The 16772-nt window shown below is 73.5% G+C and carries 14 protein-coding genes; 2 read left to right on the top strand and 12 right to left on the bottom strand.

Annotated elements, in window-relative coordinates:
• Positions 1-228: 228 nt before the first annotated feature.
• Complete coding sequence (locus tag ABTZ03_RS15385) at positions 229-1248, bottom strand: LLM class flavin-dependent oxidoreductase (protein ID WP_350513434.1); 1020 nt, start codon at positions 1246-1248, stop codon at positions 229-231.
• A 403-nt stretch (positions 1249-1651) separates the two neighbouring features.
• Here ABTZ03_RS15385 and ABTZ03_RS15380 point away from each other — a divergent pair, with 403 nt between their 5' ends.
• A complete protein-coding gene (locus tag ABTZ03_RS15380; RefSeq protein WP_350513433.1) occupies positions 1652-2644 on the top strand; it encodes an aldo/keto reductase in 993 nt (330 codons plus the stop codon).
• A 149-nt stretch (positions 2645-2793) separates the two neighbouring features.
• On the opposite strand, the gene ABTZ03_RS15375 is transcribed toward ABTZ03_RS15380, so the two are convergent.
• The 6 genes from ABTZ03_RS15375 to ABTZ03_RS15350 all read right to left on the bottom strand — a co-directional run bounded on the left by ABTZ03_RS15375 (position 2794) and on the right by ABTZ03_RS15350 (position 8850).
• Complete coding sequence (locus tag ABTZ03_RS15375) at positions 2794-3867, bottom strand: LLM class flavin-dependent oxidoreductase (protein ID WP_350513432.1); 1074 nt, start codon at positions 3865-3867, stop codon at positions 2794-2796.
• Positions 3868-3870: 3 nt separating this feature from the next.
• The gene (locus tag ABTZ03_RS15370; RefSeq protein WP_350513431.1) at positions 3871-4776 is read right to left on the bottom strand and encodes an ABC transporter substrate-binding protein; all 906 of its coding nucleotides are present in this window, start codon (positions 4774-4776) and stop codon (positions 3871-3873) included.
• Between the two features lie 129 nt (positions 4777-4905).
• Positions 4906-5649 carry an ABC transporter ATP-binding protein gene (locus ABTZ03_RS15365; RefSeq protein WP_350513430.1) on the bottom strand — a complete coding sequence of 248 codons (744 nt, stop codon included), beginning with the start codon at positions 5647-5649 and terminating at the stop codon, positions 4906-4908.
• Positions 5646-6476: an ABC transporter permease gene (locus ABTZ03_RS15360; RefSeq protein ID WP_350513458.1), complete on the bottom strand. Its 831-nt coding sequence runs from the start codon at positions 6474-6476 to the stop codon at positions 5646-5648. The genes ABTZ03_RS15365 and ABTZ03_RS15360 overlap by 4 nt, the downstream gene beginning before the upstream one ends.
• A gap of 71 nt (positions 6477-6547) precedes the next feature.
• On the bottom strand, positions 6548-7576 hold the full coding sequence (locus ABTZ03_RS15355) for an NrtA/SsuA/CpmA family ABC transporter substrate-binding protein (RefSeq protein ID WP_350513429.1): 1029 nt from the start codon (positions 7574-7576) through the stop codon (positions 6548-6550).
• A 248-nt stretch (positions 7577-7824) separates the two neighbouring features.
• Complete coding sequence (locus ABTZ03_RS15350) at positions 7825-8850, bottom strand: ABC transporter substrate-binding protein (protein WP_350513428.1); 1026 nt, start codon at positions 8848-8850, stop codon at positions 7825-7827.
• A gap of 416 nt (positions 8851-9266) precedes the next feature.
• Between ABTZ03_RS15350 and ABTZ03_RS15345 the strand changes: the two genes are divergently transcribed.
• The gene (locus ABTZ03_RS15345; RefSeq protein WP_350513427.1) at positions 9267-10049 is read left to right on the top strand and encodes an IclR family transcriptional regulator; all 783 of its coding nucleotides are present in this window, start codon (positions 9267-9269) and stop codon (positions 10047-10049) included.
• A gap of 141 nt (positions 10050-10190) precedes the next feature.
• Here the strand turns inward: ABTZ03_RS15345 and ABTZ03_RS15340 are convergent, their stop codons facing one another.
• The 5 genes from ABTZ03_RS15340 to ABTZ03_RS15320 form a co-directional block, all read right to left on the bottom strand.
• On the bottom strand, positions 10191-10970 hold the full coding sequence (locus tag ABTZ03_RS15340; RefSeq protein WP_350513426.1) for a winged helix-turn-helix domain-containing protein: 780 nt from the start codon (positions 10968-10970) through the stop codon (positions 10191-10193).
• A gap of 880 nt (positions 10971-11850) precedes the next feature.
• Positions 11851-12399: a GTP-binding protein gene (locus ABTZ03_RS15335; protein ID WP_350513425.1), complete on the bottom strand. Its 549-nt coding sequence runs from the start codon at positions 12397-12399 to the stop codon at positions 11851-11853.
• Between the two features lie 127 nt (positions 12400-12526).
• Positions 12527-12931, bottom strand: coding sequence for a DUF742 domain-containing protein (locus ABTZ03_RS15330; RefSeq protein ID WP_350513457.1), 405 nt, complete (start codon positions 12929-12931; stop codon positions 12527-12529).
• Between the two features lie 230 nt (positions 12932-13161).
• Positions 13162-13581 carry a roadblock/LC7 domain-containing protein gene (locus ABTZ03_RS15325; RefSeq protein ID WP_350513424.1) on the bottom strand — a complete coding sequence of 140 codons (420 nt, stop codon included), beginning with the start codon at positions 13579-13581 and terminating at the stop codon, positions 13162-13164.
• Positions 13578-16592: a sensor histidine kinase gene (locus ABTZ03_RS15320; RefSeq protein ID WP_350513423.1), complete on the bottom strand. Its 3015-nt coding sequence runs from the start codon at positions 16590-16592 to the stop codon at positions 13578-13580. The genes ABTZ03_RS15325 and ABTZ03_RS15320 overlap by 4 nt, the downstream gene beginning before the upstream one ends.
• Positions 16593-16772 lie beyond the last annotated feature (180 nt).

The raw sequence follows: 16772 nt of genomic DNA, 5'->3' as shown, positions 1-16772 counted from the left end.
GGCGGTGGGAACGCACGGTGGGAACGCGTAGTGGGAGCGCGCGACGGGATGGCCCGCGGAAGAACAGAGGGCCGTGCGCCGCCCCCCGGCGGCCACGGCCCCTCGACCGTTCGCCATCCCCCTGCCACCGAGGGGCATTCCGTCTCCGCCGGTGGCGCGCGTCACGTCACGTACCGTGGCGGGCGTCACACGGAGTAGGCACCGACCGACAGGGGCGGGGCCGGCCCCTCAGGGAAGTTCGCGCCGGATCACCGGGGCCACCTCCTCGGCGAACAGCTCCAGTTGCTCCCGCTGGGCACCCTCGGTCAGCGCGTCCACCCCGATGCCGACCACCTCGTTGCCGAAGGCCTCGTGGTAGCGGTGGATCTTCTCGACCACCTGCTGCGGACTGCCGACCAGGGCCGACCCCTCCTCCAGCGCGTCCTCCAGCGACCCGAACGGCGAGTTGTTGTGCCTGCCCGCCGCCGAGTTGAACATCGCGTCCCAGTAAGGGCGGAAGCCCTCGACGGCATCCTGGGAGCGCTTCGCGACGTACAGCCCACCGAAGCTCGCACCCACCCGGGCCTCCTTCGGGTCGCGGCCGTAGTGCTCCCAGCGCTCGCGGTAGTGCTCCACCAGGGCCCGGTACTTCGCCAGCGGATGGAAGGAGTTGGCCGAGAACAGCGGGTCGCCGAAGCGGGCGGCCAGGTCGGTGGACCCGGTGCTCGTCGCGCTGCCGTGCCAGACCGGGATCGGTTCCTGCAGCGGGCGCGGCCAGACGGTGACCTCGGTGAGCGGCGGGCGGGTCGACCCCTGCCAGGTCACCTTCTCCTCGCGCCAAAGCCTGCGCAGCAGTGCGTAGTTCTCGGCGAGCGCCTCCCACTGACGCTCCTCGGGGAGACCGAACAGGCCGAAGTGGCGCGGGTCATTGCCCTTGCCGATGATCAACTCGACCCGGCCGTCCGACAGTTGGTCCAGCAGTGCGTAGTCCTCGGCGACCCTGACCGGATCCAGGACGCTGAGCACGGTCACCGCGGTGAACAGCCGGATGGTGGTGGTGCGGGCCGCGATCGCGCTCAGCAGGACGGGCGGCGCCGGGGAGAGGAACGGCTCGCCGTGCCGCTCCCCCACCCCGTAACCGTCGTAACCGAGTTGCTCGGCCAGGACGGCCTGGTCGATCACGTTCCGCAGCTTCTGCTGCGGACTGCGCCGGACCCCGGTGACCGGATCGGGGACGTTGGCGACGAGGGACGAGACGGTGAACCGCACGGCGGTCTCCTTGGGGCGCTCGATGGTCGGAGGACGGGAGGGCACTGGGCCGCTCGGAGCGCTGCGGGGACGGGTGCGGTACGGGCACGGCGGCGCTGCGCTCGGGCGGGCAGCACCGGGGCGGACCGGGGACCGGAATCGGAGCCCGAACCGGGGGCGGGTCTGGATCCAGGACGGACCCGGCGGGCGAGGCCGCTCGGCGGCGGCCTCAGCGCGCGGTGCTGCGGCGGGTGCGACGACAACAACAGCGGGGCGCGGCGGTCACGGTCCGGACTGCCATCACGCTCCCCCTCGCCTCGCTCGTCGCTCTGTACGGCCCACACGGTCCTCCGCGAGGATAAGCAGCGGCCGGAAAGTCGGGCAAGGGCTTGATCGAGCGGGCCCGGCTGGCAAGATGTCCGGCATGAGCTACCTCGCCGCGGATGACCGCTATGCCTCGATGACCTACCGGAAGGCCGGCCGCAGTGGCGTGCAGCTGCCCGCCGTCTCGCTGGGGCTCTGGCACAACTTCGGTGACGCCCAGCCGCTGGACGTGCAGCGGGCGGTGCTGCGCCGGGCCTTCGACCGGGGTGTCACCCACTTCGACCTGGCGAACAACTACGGCCCGCCGTACGGCAGCGCCGAGCGCAACTTCGGTTACCTGTTCGCGCAGGACTTCCGGCCGTACCGCGACGAGCTGTTCATCGCGACCAAGGCTGGCTGGGACATGTGGCCCGGCCCGTACGGCAACGGCGGCAGCCGCAAGTACCTGCTGGCCAGCCTGGACCAGTCGCTGGAACGGATGGGACTGGACTACGTCGACGTCTTCTACTCGCACCGCTACGACCCGGAGACCCCGATCGAGGAGACGATGGGGGCGCTGGACAGCGCGGTGCGCTCGGGCAAGGCGCTCTACGCGGCGATCTCCAACTACCCGGCCGAGCAGCACCGGGAGGCGGTGGCGATCCTGCGCGAGCTGGGGACGCCGGTCCTGCTGAACCAGTCGGTGTACTCGATCCTCAACCGGAAGGTCGAGGAGGCCGGGGTACTGGACGCGGTGGGCGACACCCAGACCAGCCTGATCGCCTACTCGCCGCTCGCCCAGGGCCTGTTGACGGACCGCTACCTCTCCGGACAGGTGCCGGTCGGGTCGCGGATGTCGGTCGGCAAGTTCCTGAAGGAGGAGGCACTGACCGAGCAGAAGCTGGAGCAGCTGCGGGCGCTGAACAAGGTCGCCGAAGGACGCGGGCAGAGCCTGGCGCAGCTGGCGCTGTGCTGGGTGCTGCGGGACCCGCGGGTGGTGTCGGTGATCATCGGGGCGAGCAGCGTGGCCCAGCTGGACCAGAACCTCGACGCGCTGGCCGGGGGGCCGCTGACGGAGGAGGAGCTGGCCGAGATCGACCGGCTGAGCCTCTGAGGGTGACAGTGGCGGGCGGGTGACGAATGACGGATGACAGCTGACAGATTTCGAAATCTGTCCGCTGTCATCCGTTCGCTGTCATCTGTTCGCTGTTCGCTGACGTTTCGCCCTCGGTCGGCGGATCGGCGGATCGGCGGATCGGCAGGTCAGCGCCGGATGCCCAGCGCGGGCAGCACGGTCTCGGCGACCCGGTGGGCCTCCTCCAGCAACGGGTTGCCGGAGAGGATGAAGGTGTCGACCCCCAGGCTCTCGAACTCCTTCAGCCGTTCGACCACCTGGGCGGTCGAGCCGACCACCGCCGTTCCCGGCCCGGGGCGGAACAGGCTCATGCCCGGCCAGAGGTTGGGGTAGGCCTCCAGCTCCCGGGCGCGCGCCGGGACCTTGCCGCCGTGCTGGCGGAACTGGCGCTGCCAGCCGACGCCGTCCTCCCCCTCGGCCGAGCCCAGCTGTCGGGCGTACGTGGCCTGGCTGGTCACGTCCAGCAGCCGGTCGGCGGCCGCCCAGGCCTCGTCCTCGGTGTCCCGGACGATCAGGTGCAGCCGCAGGCCGATCCGCAGGGTCCGGCCGTGGGCGGCGGCGCGTTCGCGCACCAGGTCGAGCTTCTCCCTGAGCAGGTGCGGGGGTTCGCCCCAGGTCAGGTACACATCGACGTGCTGGGCGGCCATTTCGATGCCGGCCGGCGAACTGCCGCCGAACCAGAGCGGGATGCCGCCGGACTGCACCGGGGTGAGCTCGCGCAGGCTCGCGCCGGCGTTCGTCAGCTGGTAGAACTCGCCCTCGTGGTCGAAGACTTCGCCGCTGGTGAGGCGCCTGACGATCGACCAGTACTCGGCGCTGAGCCGGTAGCGGTCGTCGTGCTCGACGTTCAGGCCGTACTCACGCAGCTGCGCGGTGGAACCGTTGACCACGTTGAAGCGCAGCCGCCCGCCGTACTGGTGGTCGAAGCTGAGTGCCATCTTGGCCAGCAGGGTCGGCGAGACCAGTCCGGGGTGGACGGCCAGCAGCGGCTTGAAGGCCGGTCCGGTGGCGGCGGCGAGCGCGCTGCCGAGCGTCCAGACGTCGTACAGGTCGGTCGCGAGCAGCGCGCCCGTGTAGCCCAGGCGCTCGACACTGCCCGCGAGTTGCTGGAGGTAGCCCAGGTCCACCGGGCGACGGCCGGCCGGCTCCCAGGGGTAGTGGCCCTCGCGCGGGATGATGTACCAGAGGACTTCGGAGGCCACGGCTCAGCTCTCCTTCCCGAGCGCGGCGGCCACCGGGGCCTCCAGGGCGGGCAGATGGGCGTCGGCGACGGTCAGCGCGCGGTCGATGAAGCCGACCCGGTGGAAGATGTCCGCGGCCTCCTGCTGCTCGGCGATGAACTCGGCCGTGGCGGGCTCCAGTTGCCAGGGCAGTGCGGCGAACGCGGTGCGCCAGTCGGCGACCGTCCCGCCCAGTTCCCCGGCCGCGATCGCGGCGGCCTCGGCCGGGTGGGCCGCCACCCAGGCGTCCGCCCGGCGCAGTGCGGTGGCGACGGCGGCGACCACCTCCGGGCGCGTGGCGGCGAAGTCCCGGCAGGTGAAGAAGACCGAGCGGTCGGTGATGACGTCACCGGTGCGGATAAGCTCGCGGAACTCCCCGCTGCGGCGGGCGGCGGCGAGCTCGGCGCCCTGGGCGATCCAGCCCGCGATCCCGCCCTCGCGCAGCCGCCGGGCCTGGTCCTCCCCCGCCGTCGGACGCTCCGGGGTGACGTCCTCGCCGTACGAAAGTCCGTGCGCATGCAGGGCCTTGGCGAGCAGGTGGGTCTGCCAGGAGCCGACGCCGAGGACGACGGTGCCGCCCTTGAGGTCGGCGACCGTACGGACCGGTCCGCCGTCCAGCACCAGCAGCGCGCCGTGGTCGGGACGGGGCGCGGAGACGACCGCGTACACCAGGTCGTGTCCGGCCGCCTGGGCGGTGATCGGCGGGGTCGAACCGGTGCCGCCGAAGTCGATGGTGCCGTCGGCGAGCAGCTCGCCGGTGCGGGTGCCGTCGGTGTAGTGGTGGAACCCGCCGGTCTCGCCGAGCGGGGACAACTCCTCGTCCAGATAGGGCAGTCGGGCGAGGTAGTAGAGCGAGGGGTTGCTGGCGTGGACGCCGAGGGTGACGGTCATCTGGTCAACTCCGGTGGTGCGTGCGGTTTCTGCGGGAGGACTGCGAAGGCATGCGCGGGGTGGCGGGTTACGCGGGTTACGCGGGTTACGCGGGTTACGCGGGTTACGCGGGTTACGACGGCCCGCCGCTCAGTGGACGCCCAGGTCGGCGAGCAACCGGCGGCGCAGGTCGGCGAAGGCCGGGTCGGCGGGGTCGCGGGGCCGGTCGACGGCGACCGGCTCGTCCCGGACCAGAAGGCCGTCACGGAGCACGGCGACCCGGTCGGCGAGCCGAACGGCCTCGTCCACGTCGTGGGTGACCAGCAGGACGGCCGGACGGTGGCGGCGGACCAGGTCCCCGACCAGGTCCTGCATGCGCAGCCGGGTCAGGGCGTCCAGGGCCGCGAACGGCTCGTCCAACAGCAGGAGTTGGGGCTCGCGGACGAGCGCCCTGGCCAACGCGACGCGCTGCGCCTCACCGCCCGAGAGGGTAGCCGGCCAGGACTCGGCGTGCCGCTCCAGGCCGACCTCGGCGAGCGCCTTCAGCCCGGTCGCCCGGGTCGCGGCGCCGCGCGGCAGGCCGACCGTGACATTGGCCAGCACCCGCTTGGACGGAACGAGTCGGGGTTCCTGGAAGACCACCGTACGGACCGCCGGGACGAGCACCGTGCCCTCGTCGGCCCGGTCTAGCGCGCCGAGGATGCGCAACAGGGTGGTCTTGCCGGTGCCACTGGCCCCGAGCAGGGCGACGAACTCGCCCCGGGCGATGGAGAGGTCGACACCGTCGAGGACGGCCCGGGTGCCGAACACCCGACGCAGGCCGCGCAGATGGACGGCCGGAGTGGCGGCGGTGGTCGCGGCGGGAGTGCCGACCGGAGTGGTGGGGGACGTCATCGGGCGCCTCCTGGGACGGCCCGGCGCCACGGCATCAGCAGGCGTTCCAGGACCCGGACGACGCCGTCGGCGACAAGGCCGAGCAGCCCGTAGATCAGGATGCAGACGGCGAGGACGTCGGTGCGTGAGTAGTTCTGGGCCTGGGCCATCAAGTATCCGATGCCTTCGGTGGAGTTGATCTCCTCGGCGGCGATCAGGGCGATCACGCTGAGCGTCATGGAGAGCCGCAGCCCGGAGAGCAGCGAGGGCAGCGCACCGGGCAGCACGACCGTGCGCACGATCGCCCAGCGGCCCAGGCCGAAGCTGCGCATCGCCTCGACCAGCTTGCGGTCGGTGGCGCGGACGCCGCCGGAGGCCGAGACGTACATCGGGAAGCTGGTGGCCACCCCGATCAGGGCGACCTTCGCGGTCTCGGTGATGCCGAACCACACCATGAACAGCGGGACGAGCGCCAGGAACGGCACGGTGCGCAGGACTTGGATCGCCGAGTCGAGCAACTCCTCACCGAGCCGGGTGAATCCGGTGACCACGCCGAGGACCAGGCCGGTGCTGGCACCGAAGAGCAGGCCGAGTCCGGCCCGGGTGAGCGAGACGGTGAGGGCGTCGGTCAGCTGCCCGTTGCCCCACAACTCGCCGACGGCTTCGGCGACCTGGGCGGGTGAGGCGAGCACGTCCTGGGTCAGCGCCCCGGTGGCGGAGGCCAGCGCCCAGCCGCCGAGCAGGGCCAGCGGGCCGAGCGTGCGCAGGAGAGCGGCGAGCGCCCGGGGGCGGGGGCGTCGGCGCTCGGCCCGTGGGGGCACCAGACCGGCGGCTAGGGCGGCGGCCAGGGCGGCCCCGGTCTCCTCGGCGGCGTGCGCCGGCTGCGGTGGGCCGTCCGCTCGTCCCGTTGCCGGGGCGGTCACTTGGCACCGTCCCCGAGCTTGTCGATGTCGATCAGATAGGGCTTGACGTCGACCAGTTGCTTGGTGACCTTCTGGTCGGCGAAGAACCGGGCGACGGTGCCGAAGCGGGCGGTGTCCGCCTCGGAGATGGCGGCGGCCGCCGCGCCCTGCCGACTGACGTTGACCGCGACGTCCTTCTCGGCCGCGGTGACGGCGGTCGGGCCGGAGTCGGTGAACACGTTGAGGTAGGCGGCCGGGTCGGCCTTCTCCTTCAGGCCGTTGTCGCGCAGGTACGCGTAGAAGGCCTTGACCACCTCGGGGTGCTTGTCGGCGAAGCCGTTGCGCACCGCCCAGACCGCGTAGTTGTCGGAGCCGATCGCCTTGCCGTCGACCAGGAAGTGCGCGCCGGCGTTGGCGATCGTGGGGGTGGAGAAGATGTTCCAGGTCGCCCAGGCGTCCACCTGGCCGGAGTTGAAGACCCCCGAGGTCTGGTCGGCCCGCAGGTAGACCCGCTGGACCTGGTCGGCGGGGACGCCGTTCTTCTCCAGCGCCTTGAGCAGGAGGTACTCGCTGGTGCCGCCCTGGGACACCGCCACCTTCCGGCCGACCAGGTCCTGCACGGTTTTGACGGCGGAGTCGTTCTTGACCAGGATCCCCTCGCCGACGCCGTCGGGAGCGGTCTGGGCGAACAGCTTGAATCCGGGCTTCTGGGCGAGCGCGGCGACGGCCGAGGTGATCGAGCCCTGGGCGACGTCGAGTTGGTCGGCGGAGAGCGCCTGGGCGGCGGGGGCGAAGGGGCCGGCACTGCCCGTCCAGGCGACCTTGGCATGGACGGCCGCCAGGGCCTGGTCCAGCGAGCCGTCCTTCTTGCCACGGGCGAGGAAGCCGTTGTTGCCGGGGTCGGGCAGGCGGAGCACGACGTCCGCCGTACCACCGGACCCGCCCTCGGCGGAGCCCTTGGCCGCGTCGGCGGTCGAGCCGCAGGCGGCCAGGGCGGTGGAGGCGAGCAGCGCGGTGGCGGCGAGGGCGAGGCGGGCGGTGTTCACGGGGTCTCCAAAACAAGTGACAGATGACGGCGAACAACTTTCAGATGTTGTTCGCTGAATTCTGTTGTCTGAACTCTGTTCGCTGAAAGCTGTTTGCCGAATGCTGTTTGCTGAAAGCTGTTTGCTGAAAGCTGTTCGCCTGCGGCCGTCCACTGGGGGACGTTCGCCGACGGCCGTTCGCCGAGCGCTGCCGATGGAGCGAGGCCGGACCGCCGGGCGGACGAACGACCGGACGAACGACAGGACGGTCAGCCGGTCACGCCCCGCCGTTCGCGCAGCAGCGCACGGGCGGCCCGGAGCGGCTCCGGATCGGCCCAGGAGCGGACGTCCACCGACGCGGCGAGGAACCCCTGCCCGCCGAGGAATCGTTCCTGTTGCGCCAGCAGTTCAAGCCGCTCCTCCGAGAGATCCAGGTGCAGGGTGCGGTGACCACCCGCCGCGTACGCCCCCGCGACGCCCTCCGCGCCGGCCCCCGTCTCGGCCTGCAGGATGCGGGCCACCTCCGCCGGGCGCTCGGCCGCCCAGTCGGCGGCCTCCAGCAGGACGGCCAGGAACCGGGCGACCAGCCGCGGGTGTTCGTCCAGCAGCCGCTGGTGGACGGTGACCGGCCGGGGCGTCCCGTTGTTCACCCGGGCCCGGCGGTCCGGCGCCGTGTCCAGTTCCACCGCCACCTCCGCGCCGATCCGGCGGGCGGCCTCGACGGCCAGCGCCCCCTTCACGTACACCGCGTCCACCACGCCGTCCCGCAATGCGGACAGTTCGGCGGACCACTGCCCGCCGCCCCGGATCGCCGGGACGTCGACCAGCTCGACGTCCGCCAGCCCGAGACCGGCCAGCCCCAGGGCGCCACGGAAGCCCGCCAGTGCCATCGCCCGCCAGAAATCGATGCCAATCCCATGACGTGGGATCGCCAGTCGCAGCCCGCGCAGCTGACCCGGCTCACCGATCCCACTCCCGGCCCGGACCAGGACGACCTGCCGCTCCTCGATCCAGGTCAGCCCGATCAGCCGGGTCGCCTCGCCCCGCGAACGGGCCCACAGCGCGGGCACATTGCCGCCCTCGCGGAACAGCCCGGTCAGCGCATGGGTGTAGTGGTGGTCGGCGGCCACCTCCGGCGGGGCGTCCTGGAGCGAGCGGACGGCGATCCCGTCGGCGGCGAACTCCCGGGCCAGCCAGCCCTGGTCGGCCGCGATCCCGGTCGCGGTGGGCACCGGGCAGCGGGTGAACCAGAGCGTCTCGGGGAGGGCGGGCGAACCTGGCGAACGACTGGACACGGGAGTTGTTCCTCTCCGGGGGCTCCGGCGGCGGCCGGAAGCAGCGGCGATCGAGTACGTCCCGGGCCATCGGGCTTCGGGCGCAGCGGAGTTGTGACCTGCGAGCGGTGGCAGGAGCGGGTGGCGCGGGGTGCGTCAGCGACAACAGGCACAGGAGGGGAGACACCGGTGGGACATCACGGCGCCGCTCCTTCCTGTTCGGGCGCGCCCCCGGACCGAGGAGTTGGGCGGCGCGATGCGAGGAGCGTTCCACGGTGGCCGAGCCGGAGGCAAGCCTTTGCCACATGGTGGGATCAGTTGTTCATCAATGCCTTCCCATTGCAACACCGTTGACACATTCCCGCAGCACCGGCTGCCCTACGCTGAGACTCCCTCCGGCGGTCCGCCCGGAGCCACCCGACCGAACGCGAGTTGCCATGGCCGAGGCCGCCACCGCCGTCCAGAACCCGCCGGCCGGTGCGCAGGCCGTCCAGCGCGCCCTCGGGCTGCTGCACTGCTTCCATGACAACGGCCCGGACCTGAGCGCCTCGGACCTGGCCCGACGGATGGGGCTCCCGGTGTCCACCGCGCACCGACTGGCCCGCACGCTGGTCAGCGCCGGGTTCCTGGAACAGGACGAGCAGACCGCCCGCTACCGGCTCGGCCCGGCCGTCGCCGAACTCGGCCAACTCAGCTTCCACCAGCGCGGACTGCACCTGGCCGGGCCCGAGCTCGACCTGCTCGCCCGGCGCACCCAGACCACCGCCGACCTGGCGATCCGCAGCGGTCCGCACGCGGTGATCCTGGTGGGCGGCTCGGTCCGCCCGGACACCGGCCTGGGCCTGCGCCGGCCACTGCACTCGACGGCGCTCGGCAAGGTGCTGCTCGCCTGGCCGCGGTCGGGTGAGACCGCGGTGGCCGCACTCGGCCCGCTGGCCTCCTTCACCGACCGCACGATCACCGAACCGGCGCTCCTGGAGGAGGAGTTGGCCAAGGTACGGGCCGCCGGTCACGCCCTGAACGACGGCGAGTCGGCCGCCGGGGTGCGGACCGTCGCGGTTCCCGTCCTGGACGCCGCCGGGCAGGCCCGGTTCGCGCTCGCGGTCCGCTCGACTCCCGCGCACCTCACCGACGACCGGCTGGGCTGGTTCCTGGGCCACGCCCGGACCTGCGCCGACGCCCTGGCCGTCCTCCTGCTGCCGCCCGACCAGCGCCCCTGAGCATCCGGCCCGACCGCCCGGTCCGACCGCGCCATGACATGCCGACAGGCCGCAGCGGGTTGTCCGTTCACGGAACGAACGGACAACCCGCTGCGGCGCTGGACGACTCGGCGAATCGGCGAATCGGCGAATCGGCGACGGTCAGTTGACCGGCGTGTACTTGTACCCGACCCGACGCACCGTCACGATCGAGTCCCGGTAGGCCGGTCCGAGCTTGCGGCGCAGCCGGGCGACGTGGACGTCGACGGTGCGGCCGTCGCCGACGTGGCCGTAGCCCCAGACGGCCGAGACCAGGTGGTCCCGGGTGTGCACCCGCTGCGGGTGCTCGGTGAGGTGGGCCAGCAGCTCGAACTCCAGGTAGGTGAGGTCGAGCAACCGCCCGTCGACGTAGGCGTTGCGCCGCTCGGCGTCGACGCTGATGCCGCGGCCGGCGGGTCGGACCGGGCGGACGGCGCCCGGAGCGCCGCCCGGCAGGGCACCGGTCGCAGCAGCCCCGGCCGCACCGGGCACGCCGGCCGGGGCGGACAGGCCCTCGGCCGGCACCAGCACCAGGTAGCCGACCATCGGGTGCCCGGCGGCCGCGCCGGCCTGCGCACCGTACTGGGCGAGCAGGCCCTGCGGCAGCAGTCCGTGGGGCAGCGCGGCGACGACGGTCGCGCCCTCCGGCAGTGCGGCGAGCAGCGCGGCGGGGGCCGGCGGTGCGACCGCACCGGGCTGCGGGCCGACGACCGGTCCCACGCCGCCCTGGCGGTTCGGCGCGAGGGCCTGGCCCACGCCCGGGCGGTGCGGCCCGACGGCCGGGGTGTGCGGCGGGACGGCGGAGACGGACGGGAGGACGGAGACGGGGTGAACGGACCGGACCGCGCGCAGGTGCGGGGTCGCGGTGGGCAGGGGCAGGGTGGCCGTGGAGGAGGAAGACATGGTGTGCCGCTCATTTCGCGCGTGACGGACGGGGTGGAGTCGTCTGCGCGTCGACCGGGCGTACTGCCGGAGCTGGACCGGGTGGGCCGGTGTCAGCGGGCGGAGGGCCGGGACGCGCTGGGCGAGCCCGGACACGTCTGATCGAACAGGTGCGGCTGCCGCGACGGCCAGAACGGTTCGAGGTCGAGGTGACCCCGTCGGCCGTCCCGGGTGAGACCGTCGACGCCGGGGGGACCGGCGACACCGGGGGATTTGCTGGGGCAGGCGATGTTCACTGGTGGTTTCTCCGCGGGGCGGGGCCGGATCGGTCGGCCGCGGACGCACCTGACGGGCGATCCGCTACGGCCTGGTCGACGGGGTCGGCGGTGCGTCGGGCGGCAGCGGCCCGCGTGGGCCGGAGGTGCCGGGGACGTACCGGGTCGGGGCGAGGCCGGTCAGCGACAACAGGCGCTGCAGATCAGCGCGTGGTCGATGTAGCGGCGGACGGTGAGCACCGGCATGACGGGGCCGGGCACGGCGGTGATGCGTCGCTGGCCGACGGTCATCCCTGCTGCCCTCCCCCTTCGTCCTGCCTCGTCGTGCTGCGGGTGCGCGGCGACCTGCCGCGCTCCGGTGTGCGGCGACGGTGCCGCGTCGGATCGTCGAAGGCCGGTGGCCGGTCGGCGGCGCCCGTACGGACCCACCGGCCCGAACGGACCGGCGTGAACAGGACGTTCCCGACCTTCCCGACGGCATGGCCGGGACGGCTTTCGTCCACAGAGCCTTCCACGCCCGAGCCTGTCTAGGCAACCTTCCGCACGACGAGCGTCCGACATGTGGACGGCCGAATGAGACGTCGGGTGCGTGAAGCATTCCTGACCAGCGGCGATCCCACGGAGTCTCAGGTCCGCGCGGCGGCCCGGCGACGGCGGTCGGCGGCGTGCTCGACCAGGGCGACCAACAGTTCCTTCCCGTCCTCCCGCAGCCGCGCGTCGCACAGCATCACCGGGATCCCCGGGTCGAGGTCCAGCGCGTCCCGGACCTCCTCCGGGGCGAACCGCTCGGTGCCCTCGAAGCAGTTGACCGCGACCAGGAACGGGATGTCGCGCTGCTCGAAGAAGTCCACCGAGGGGAAGCAGTCGGCCAGCCGCCGGGTGTCCGCGATCACCACCGCGCCGAGCGCGCCGCGCGCCAACTCGTCCCAGAGGAACCAGAACCGGTCCTGCCCGGGCGTGCCGAACAGGTAGAGCGCGAGGCCCGGCCGCAGGTCGATCCGGCCGAAGTCCATCGCCACCGTGGTGGTGCGCTTGGCCTCCACCCCCGAGGTGTCGTCCACCGGGCGGCCCAGTTCGCTGAGCTCCTCCTCGGTGCGCAGCGGCCGGATCTCGCTGACCGAGCCGACCAGGGTGGTCTTGCCCGCGCCGAACCCGCCGGCCACCAGGATCTTCACGGCGACGGCCGGGCCACCGCGCCAGCGCGGTTCGGTGGCGCTCCGGCCCGACGCCGGCGGGGCGCTCGGAGCAGCACTTCGCGTGGGACTCGGCGGGGTGCTCCGCGGAGCACTCGGCGGGATCGGGTCAGAGCGCACGGAGTCCATTGATCACGTCTCGCAGCAGGCGCTCGTCCGGCAGCTCGGCGAGCGGAACGGGTCGGGTGACGCTGATCAGGTCGGCGTCGTAGAGGTCGCCGAGCAGGACGCGCACGACGCTGACCGGCAGATCGGTGTACGAGCCGAGCTCGGCGACGGACAGCGGCTCGTGGCGGCACCAGGCCAGCAGCGTGTGGTGCTCCGGGTCGAGCACGTCCGCGGGCACGGCCCCCGCGTCCGGCCCGGGCTCCTTGGCGGTGATCAGCGAGATCAGGTCGAACAGGCCGTCCTCGACCGGCCGGGTACGGCCCCGGGTCATCGAGTAGAGCCGCACCACCGGGCCGGCCTCGTCGTCGAACCACCGGTCGTCGACGGGGGTGCGCGGACGGAACAGGTCGACCTCCGGGTCGTCCGGGGTCCCCTGCTCCGGCTCCGCGCCGTCGCTCCCGCCGCTGCTCGCGACGCCGCCGACACCGCCCTCGACGGGGCCCTCCGGCGCCGCCGGGGCCGGGTCGTAGAGCGCCGCCGGGCCGTCGTGCCCCACGGAGCCGTCGAGCACCGCCCGGCCGTCGTGCGCCGCGGGGCCGCCCGGCCCGTCCGCCTTGGGATCCGCCATCGGACCGCTCAGCCCCTCGGCGCGGCGGTTTCGGTGCGCGGTTCGGCGGCCAGGTGCTCGCCGACCCGCTTGACCAGCAGGGCCATCTCGTAGGCGATCTGGCCGATGTCCGCCTCGGCCTCGCTCAGCACGGCCAGACAGCTGCCGTCGCCCGCCGCCGTGATGAACAGGAACGCCTCGTCCAGCTCCACCATGGTCTGCCGGACCCCGCCGACCTTGAAGTGCCCGCCCGCCCCCTTGGCCAGGCTGTGGAACCCGGCCGCGACGGCCGCCAGGTGCTCGGCGTCCTCACGGTCGAGGTCGCGCGAGGCGCCGGTGGCCAGCCCGTCGCTGGAGAGGATCACCGCGTGCCGCAGGGCCGCGACGCGGCCCACCAGGTCGTCCAGGAGCCAGTTGAGGTCCCCGGACGGCTGCGTCGAAGTGGTCATGAATCAGTTCCTTCCGCTGGAGCGGGTGGTGCGGGTGGTGCGGGTACTACGGCCACTGCTGGTACTGCGGGTACTGCGGTCGTTCCGGGTCCTGCCGGCGCTACGGGTGTCGAGGGTGTCACTGGTGGTACGGGCGGGACCGTCGCAGGGTTCCGCCGGACCGGCTGGCCGGGCGGGATCCGACGGGCCAGCGACGCCCGGTCGGAGTCCCCGGGCGCGGGTGCGGGCAGCGCCGCCGGGGCGGGCGCCGGACTGATCGCCCGCCGGGACGGGTCCGGCGGCAGCCAAGCGGGTACGGCGGCGGGCCGGGCGTTCGACGAGCCCACCGAACCCGACGAACCCTGCGAAGCCGGCGGACCCGTCCGGCCGAGCGAGCCGGGCGAGCCGACCGGACCGGTGGCCCCGCGTCCCCGGGTGAAGCCGCGCTGGAACGAGGCGAAGGTGGCCCTGGCCTCCTCCGGCGAGCGCTCCCGGGCCTCCCGGGCCTCCGCCGTCTCGGCCGACTGCGCGCCCGACCGACCGGCCCGGTCCTCGGGCCCGGCCTCGCCGCGGAGCCGCTCCTTCGCCTGCTCCTTGAGCTGCGGCGCGAGGTTCGCCTGCCGGACCCGCCGGGGCAGGCCACCGGGTGTCCGGGGCACCACGTCCACCGGCACCGCATCCGCCGGCACCACGTCCACCGGCGCCCCATCCGCCGAAGACGGGTCCACCGAGGACGGGACCACCGGCCCCACGTCCACGGGAGCCGCGTCCGGGAACGCCGCCGCCTCCACCAGGTCCCGCCGGTGCCGCCCCGTCCCCGCTCCGCCGTCGACGTCCGCCCCCGGCGCGGGCACCAGCACCGGTCCGCCCTTGGTCCGCGCCGCCCGGCGCGGCAGCCCGTTGGCCGTGCGCCCCGGCTCGGGCGCGGACGGTCGCGGACCGCCGCTCCCCCGGTGCCGCCCGCCCGTCCCCGCTGCGGACGCCGAGCCAGCCGGCGCGTCCGTGGCCGTACCGGACGAGGCGGAGGAGCCCGGGTCGGGCACCGCGACCAGGTCGCGCCGTCCCGCAGTCCGCCCCGCCGGGCGGCGTCCCCCGCCCCCGGTCGCACCGGCCGCGGGCGGCTCGGGCAGCCCGTCCGGCGCCTCCGCCAGCAGTTCGCGCGGGATCAGCACCACGGCCGTCGTCCCGCCGTACGGGGAGGGCCGCAGGTGGACCCGGATGCCGTGCCGGCGGGCGAGCCGGCTGACCACGAACAGTCCCAGCCGGTCGGTGTCGGCGAGGTCGAACTCCTGCTCCACCGTGAGGCGTTCGTTGATCTCGGCGAGCAGCTGTTCGCTCAGTCCGAGGCCGCGGTCGTCGATCTCCAGCGCGAAGCCGTGGGCCACCACCTCGCCCTGGACGGTGACTTGGGTGGTCGGCGGGGAGAACACCGCGGCGTTCTCCACCAGTTCGGCCACCAGGTGGGTCACGTCCGCGACGGCGCTGCCGAGCAGGCCGGTGCCGGGGAAGGGCCGGACGATCACCCGGGCGTACTCCTCGACCTCGCCGATCGCCGCCCGGACCACGTCCACCATCCGGACCGGCTTGCGCCAGGCCCGCCCCGGCGAGCCGCCGGCCAGGATGATCAGGCCCTCGGCGTGCCGGCGCATGCGGGTGGTGAGGTGGTCGACCTTGAAGAGGTCCTCCAGCTCGGCCGGGTCCTCGGTGCGGCGCTCCATGGTGTCGAGCAGGGTGAGCTGCCGGTGCAGCAGCACCTGGCTGCGCCGGGCCAGGTTGACGAAGACCGCGGCGACGCCCCGGCGCAGTTCGGCCTGCTCGACGGCGGCCTCGACGGCGGCCCGCTGGACCGCGTTGATGGCCTGCCCGACCTGCCCGATCTCGGCCTGCCCGAAGCGCAGTTCGGGCGTCTCGGCGGCCACGTCCACCGGCTCGCCGCGGCGCAGCCGGAGCATGACGGACGGCAGCCGGGTGGTGGCGAGTTCGTTGGCGGCGTTGCGCAGGCCGATCAGTTCACGGGCCAGGCCGCGGCCGATCCGGAACGAGATCAGCACCGACAGCACCACGGCGACCAGGCCGACGGCGCCGGCGATGCCGCCGCGCCACAGTGCCGTGACGGCCGCGGAGCGACCCCGGTCGTCCAGCCCGGCACCGATCCGGGAGTTGATGGCGGAGAGGTCGCCGAGCGACCGGTCGGCGGTCTGCCGCCAGTCGTCGCCGTTGAGCGCCTGGACCACCCGGTCGGGGCCGCCGGCGCCGACGAAGTCGGCCTCGGCACGCGCCAGCGCGCCCCAGGCCTCGCCGCCGCGCAGGGCGAGGTAGTCGGACTGGTCGGCGGGTTCGAGCTCGGCGATGTAGACGGTGAAGAGCGCCTGCTGGTTGTGCAGGGCGTCCAGCGCGGTCTGGTACTGCTCGCCGGTGGGCCGGGTCGCGCCGGTGCGCAGGCCCTCCATCGCCGCGTCCTCCTGCGCCAGGTACTCGCGGGCGCGCACCAGCTCGATCAGGATGGTGCCCTGCCGAGGGAGTTGGCCGCTCTGCCGGGCGACGTAGGCGGACCGGAAGCCGAACACCGGCCTGACCAGGTCGTTGTACTGTCCGAGCGCGAACTCCCAGTTGAGCGCCAGCCGGCCGACCTGGGCCCGCAGCGGGCCGAGCTGGTCGGCGGCGGCGATGATCTGCATCAGGCGGGCCCGCTGGGCGGTGGAGAGCCGGTCGCCGGCGCCGTCCTTCTTCTGCCGCAGCACCGCGAGGCTGCGGTCGGTGGCGGTGGTGGCGTGCTCGAAGGCGTCCCGGGCGACCGGTGAGTTCGGGTCGGCCAGGTGCTGGACGGCCGCGCGGCGCTCGTTCTGCAGGTCGCCCGTGTACTGGTCCACCGCCGCCCCGTACTCCTTGTACGTACGGCTGATCGCCAGCTGGTTCCAGGCGTCCCCGGTGGCGGCGAGCGTCGCGTACGCCCACAGGGCGACGAGCGCGACGATGGGCACCAGGAGCAGCGCGATGATCTTCGCGCGGATCGAGCTGCTGCGCAGACGCATGGAGTCCTCGGTCGGGAAGTGCCAGGCGCGGACGGGGAGCGGTTCGGAGGGTATCCGGGCCGCTGGAGCGGCCGGTTCGGCGGGGCGTGGGGAGCCCTGGGGCAAGGGAGCCGGAGGAGGTCCCGGCCACAGGTCTGCGAGACTCTACTACGCCCTGACCACACGTTCGAGGGCCGAACC

Source organism: Kitasatospora sp. NPDC096077, from assembly GCF_040303245.1.
Lineage (GTDB): Bacteria > Actinomycetota > Actinomycetes > Streptomycetales > Streptomycetaceae > Kitasatospora.
The sequence above is the reverse complement of the archived record's forward strand: the minus strand, read 5'-3'. Positions and strand labels throughout refer to the sequence as shown.

Excerpts from the sequence above, each read along its gene's own strand:
- ABTZ03_RS15380 (WP_350513433.1), top strand. The coding sequence starts at position 1,652 with ATGAGCTACCTCGCCGCGGATGACCGCTATGCCTCGATGACCTACCGG.
- ABTZ03_RS15370 (WP_350513431.1), bottom strand. The coding sequence starts at position 4,776 with ATGACCGTCACCCTCGGCGTCCACGCCAGCAACCCCTCGCTCTACTAC.
- ABTZ03_RS15365 (WP_350513430.1), bottom strand. The coding sequence starts at position 5,649 with ATGACGTCCCCCACCACTCCGGTCGGCACTCCCGCCGCGACCACCGCC.
- ABTZ03_RS15345 (WP_350513427.1), top strand. The coding sequence starts at position 9,267 with ATGGCCGAGGCCGCCACCGCCGTCCAGAACCCGCCGGCCGGTGCGCAG.
- ABTZ03_RS15340 (WP_350513426.1), bottom strand. The coding sequence starts at position 10,970 with ATGTCTTCCTCCTCCACGGCCACCCTGCCCCTGCCCACCGCGACCCCG.
- ABTZ03_RS15325 (WP_350513424.1), bottom strand. The coding sequence starts at position 13,581 with ATGACCACTTCGACGCAGCCGTCCGGGGACCTCAACTGGCTCCTGGAC.
- ABTZ03_RS15320 (WP_350513423.1), bottom strand. The coding sequence starts at position 16,592 with ATGCGTCTGCGCAGCAGCTCGATCCGCGCGAAGATCATCGCGCTGCTC.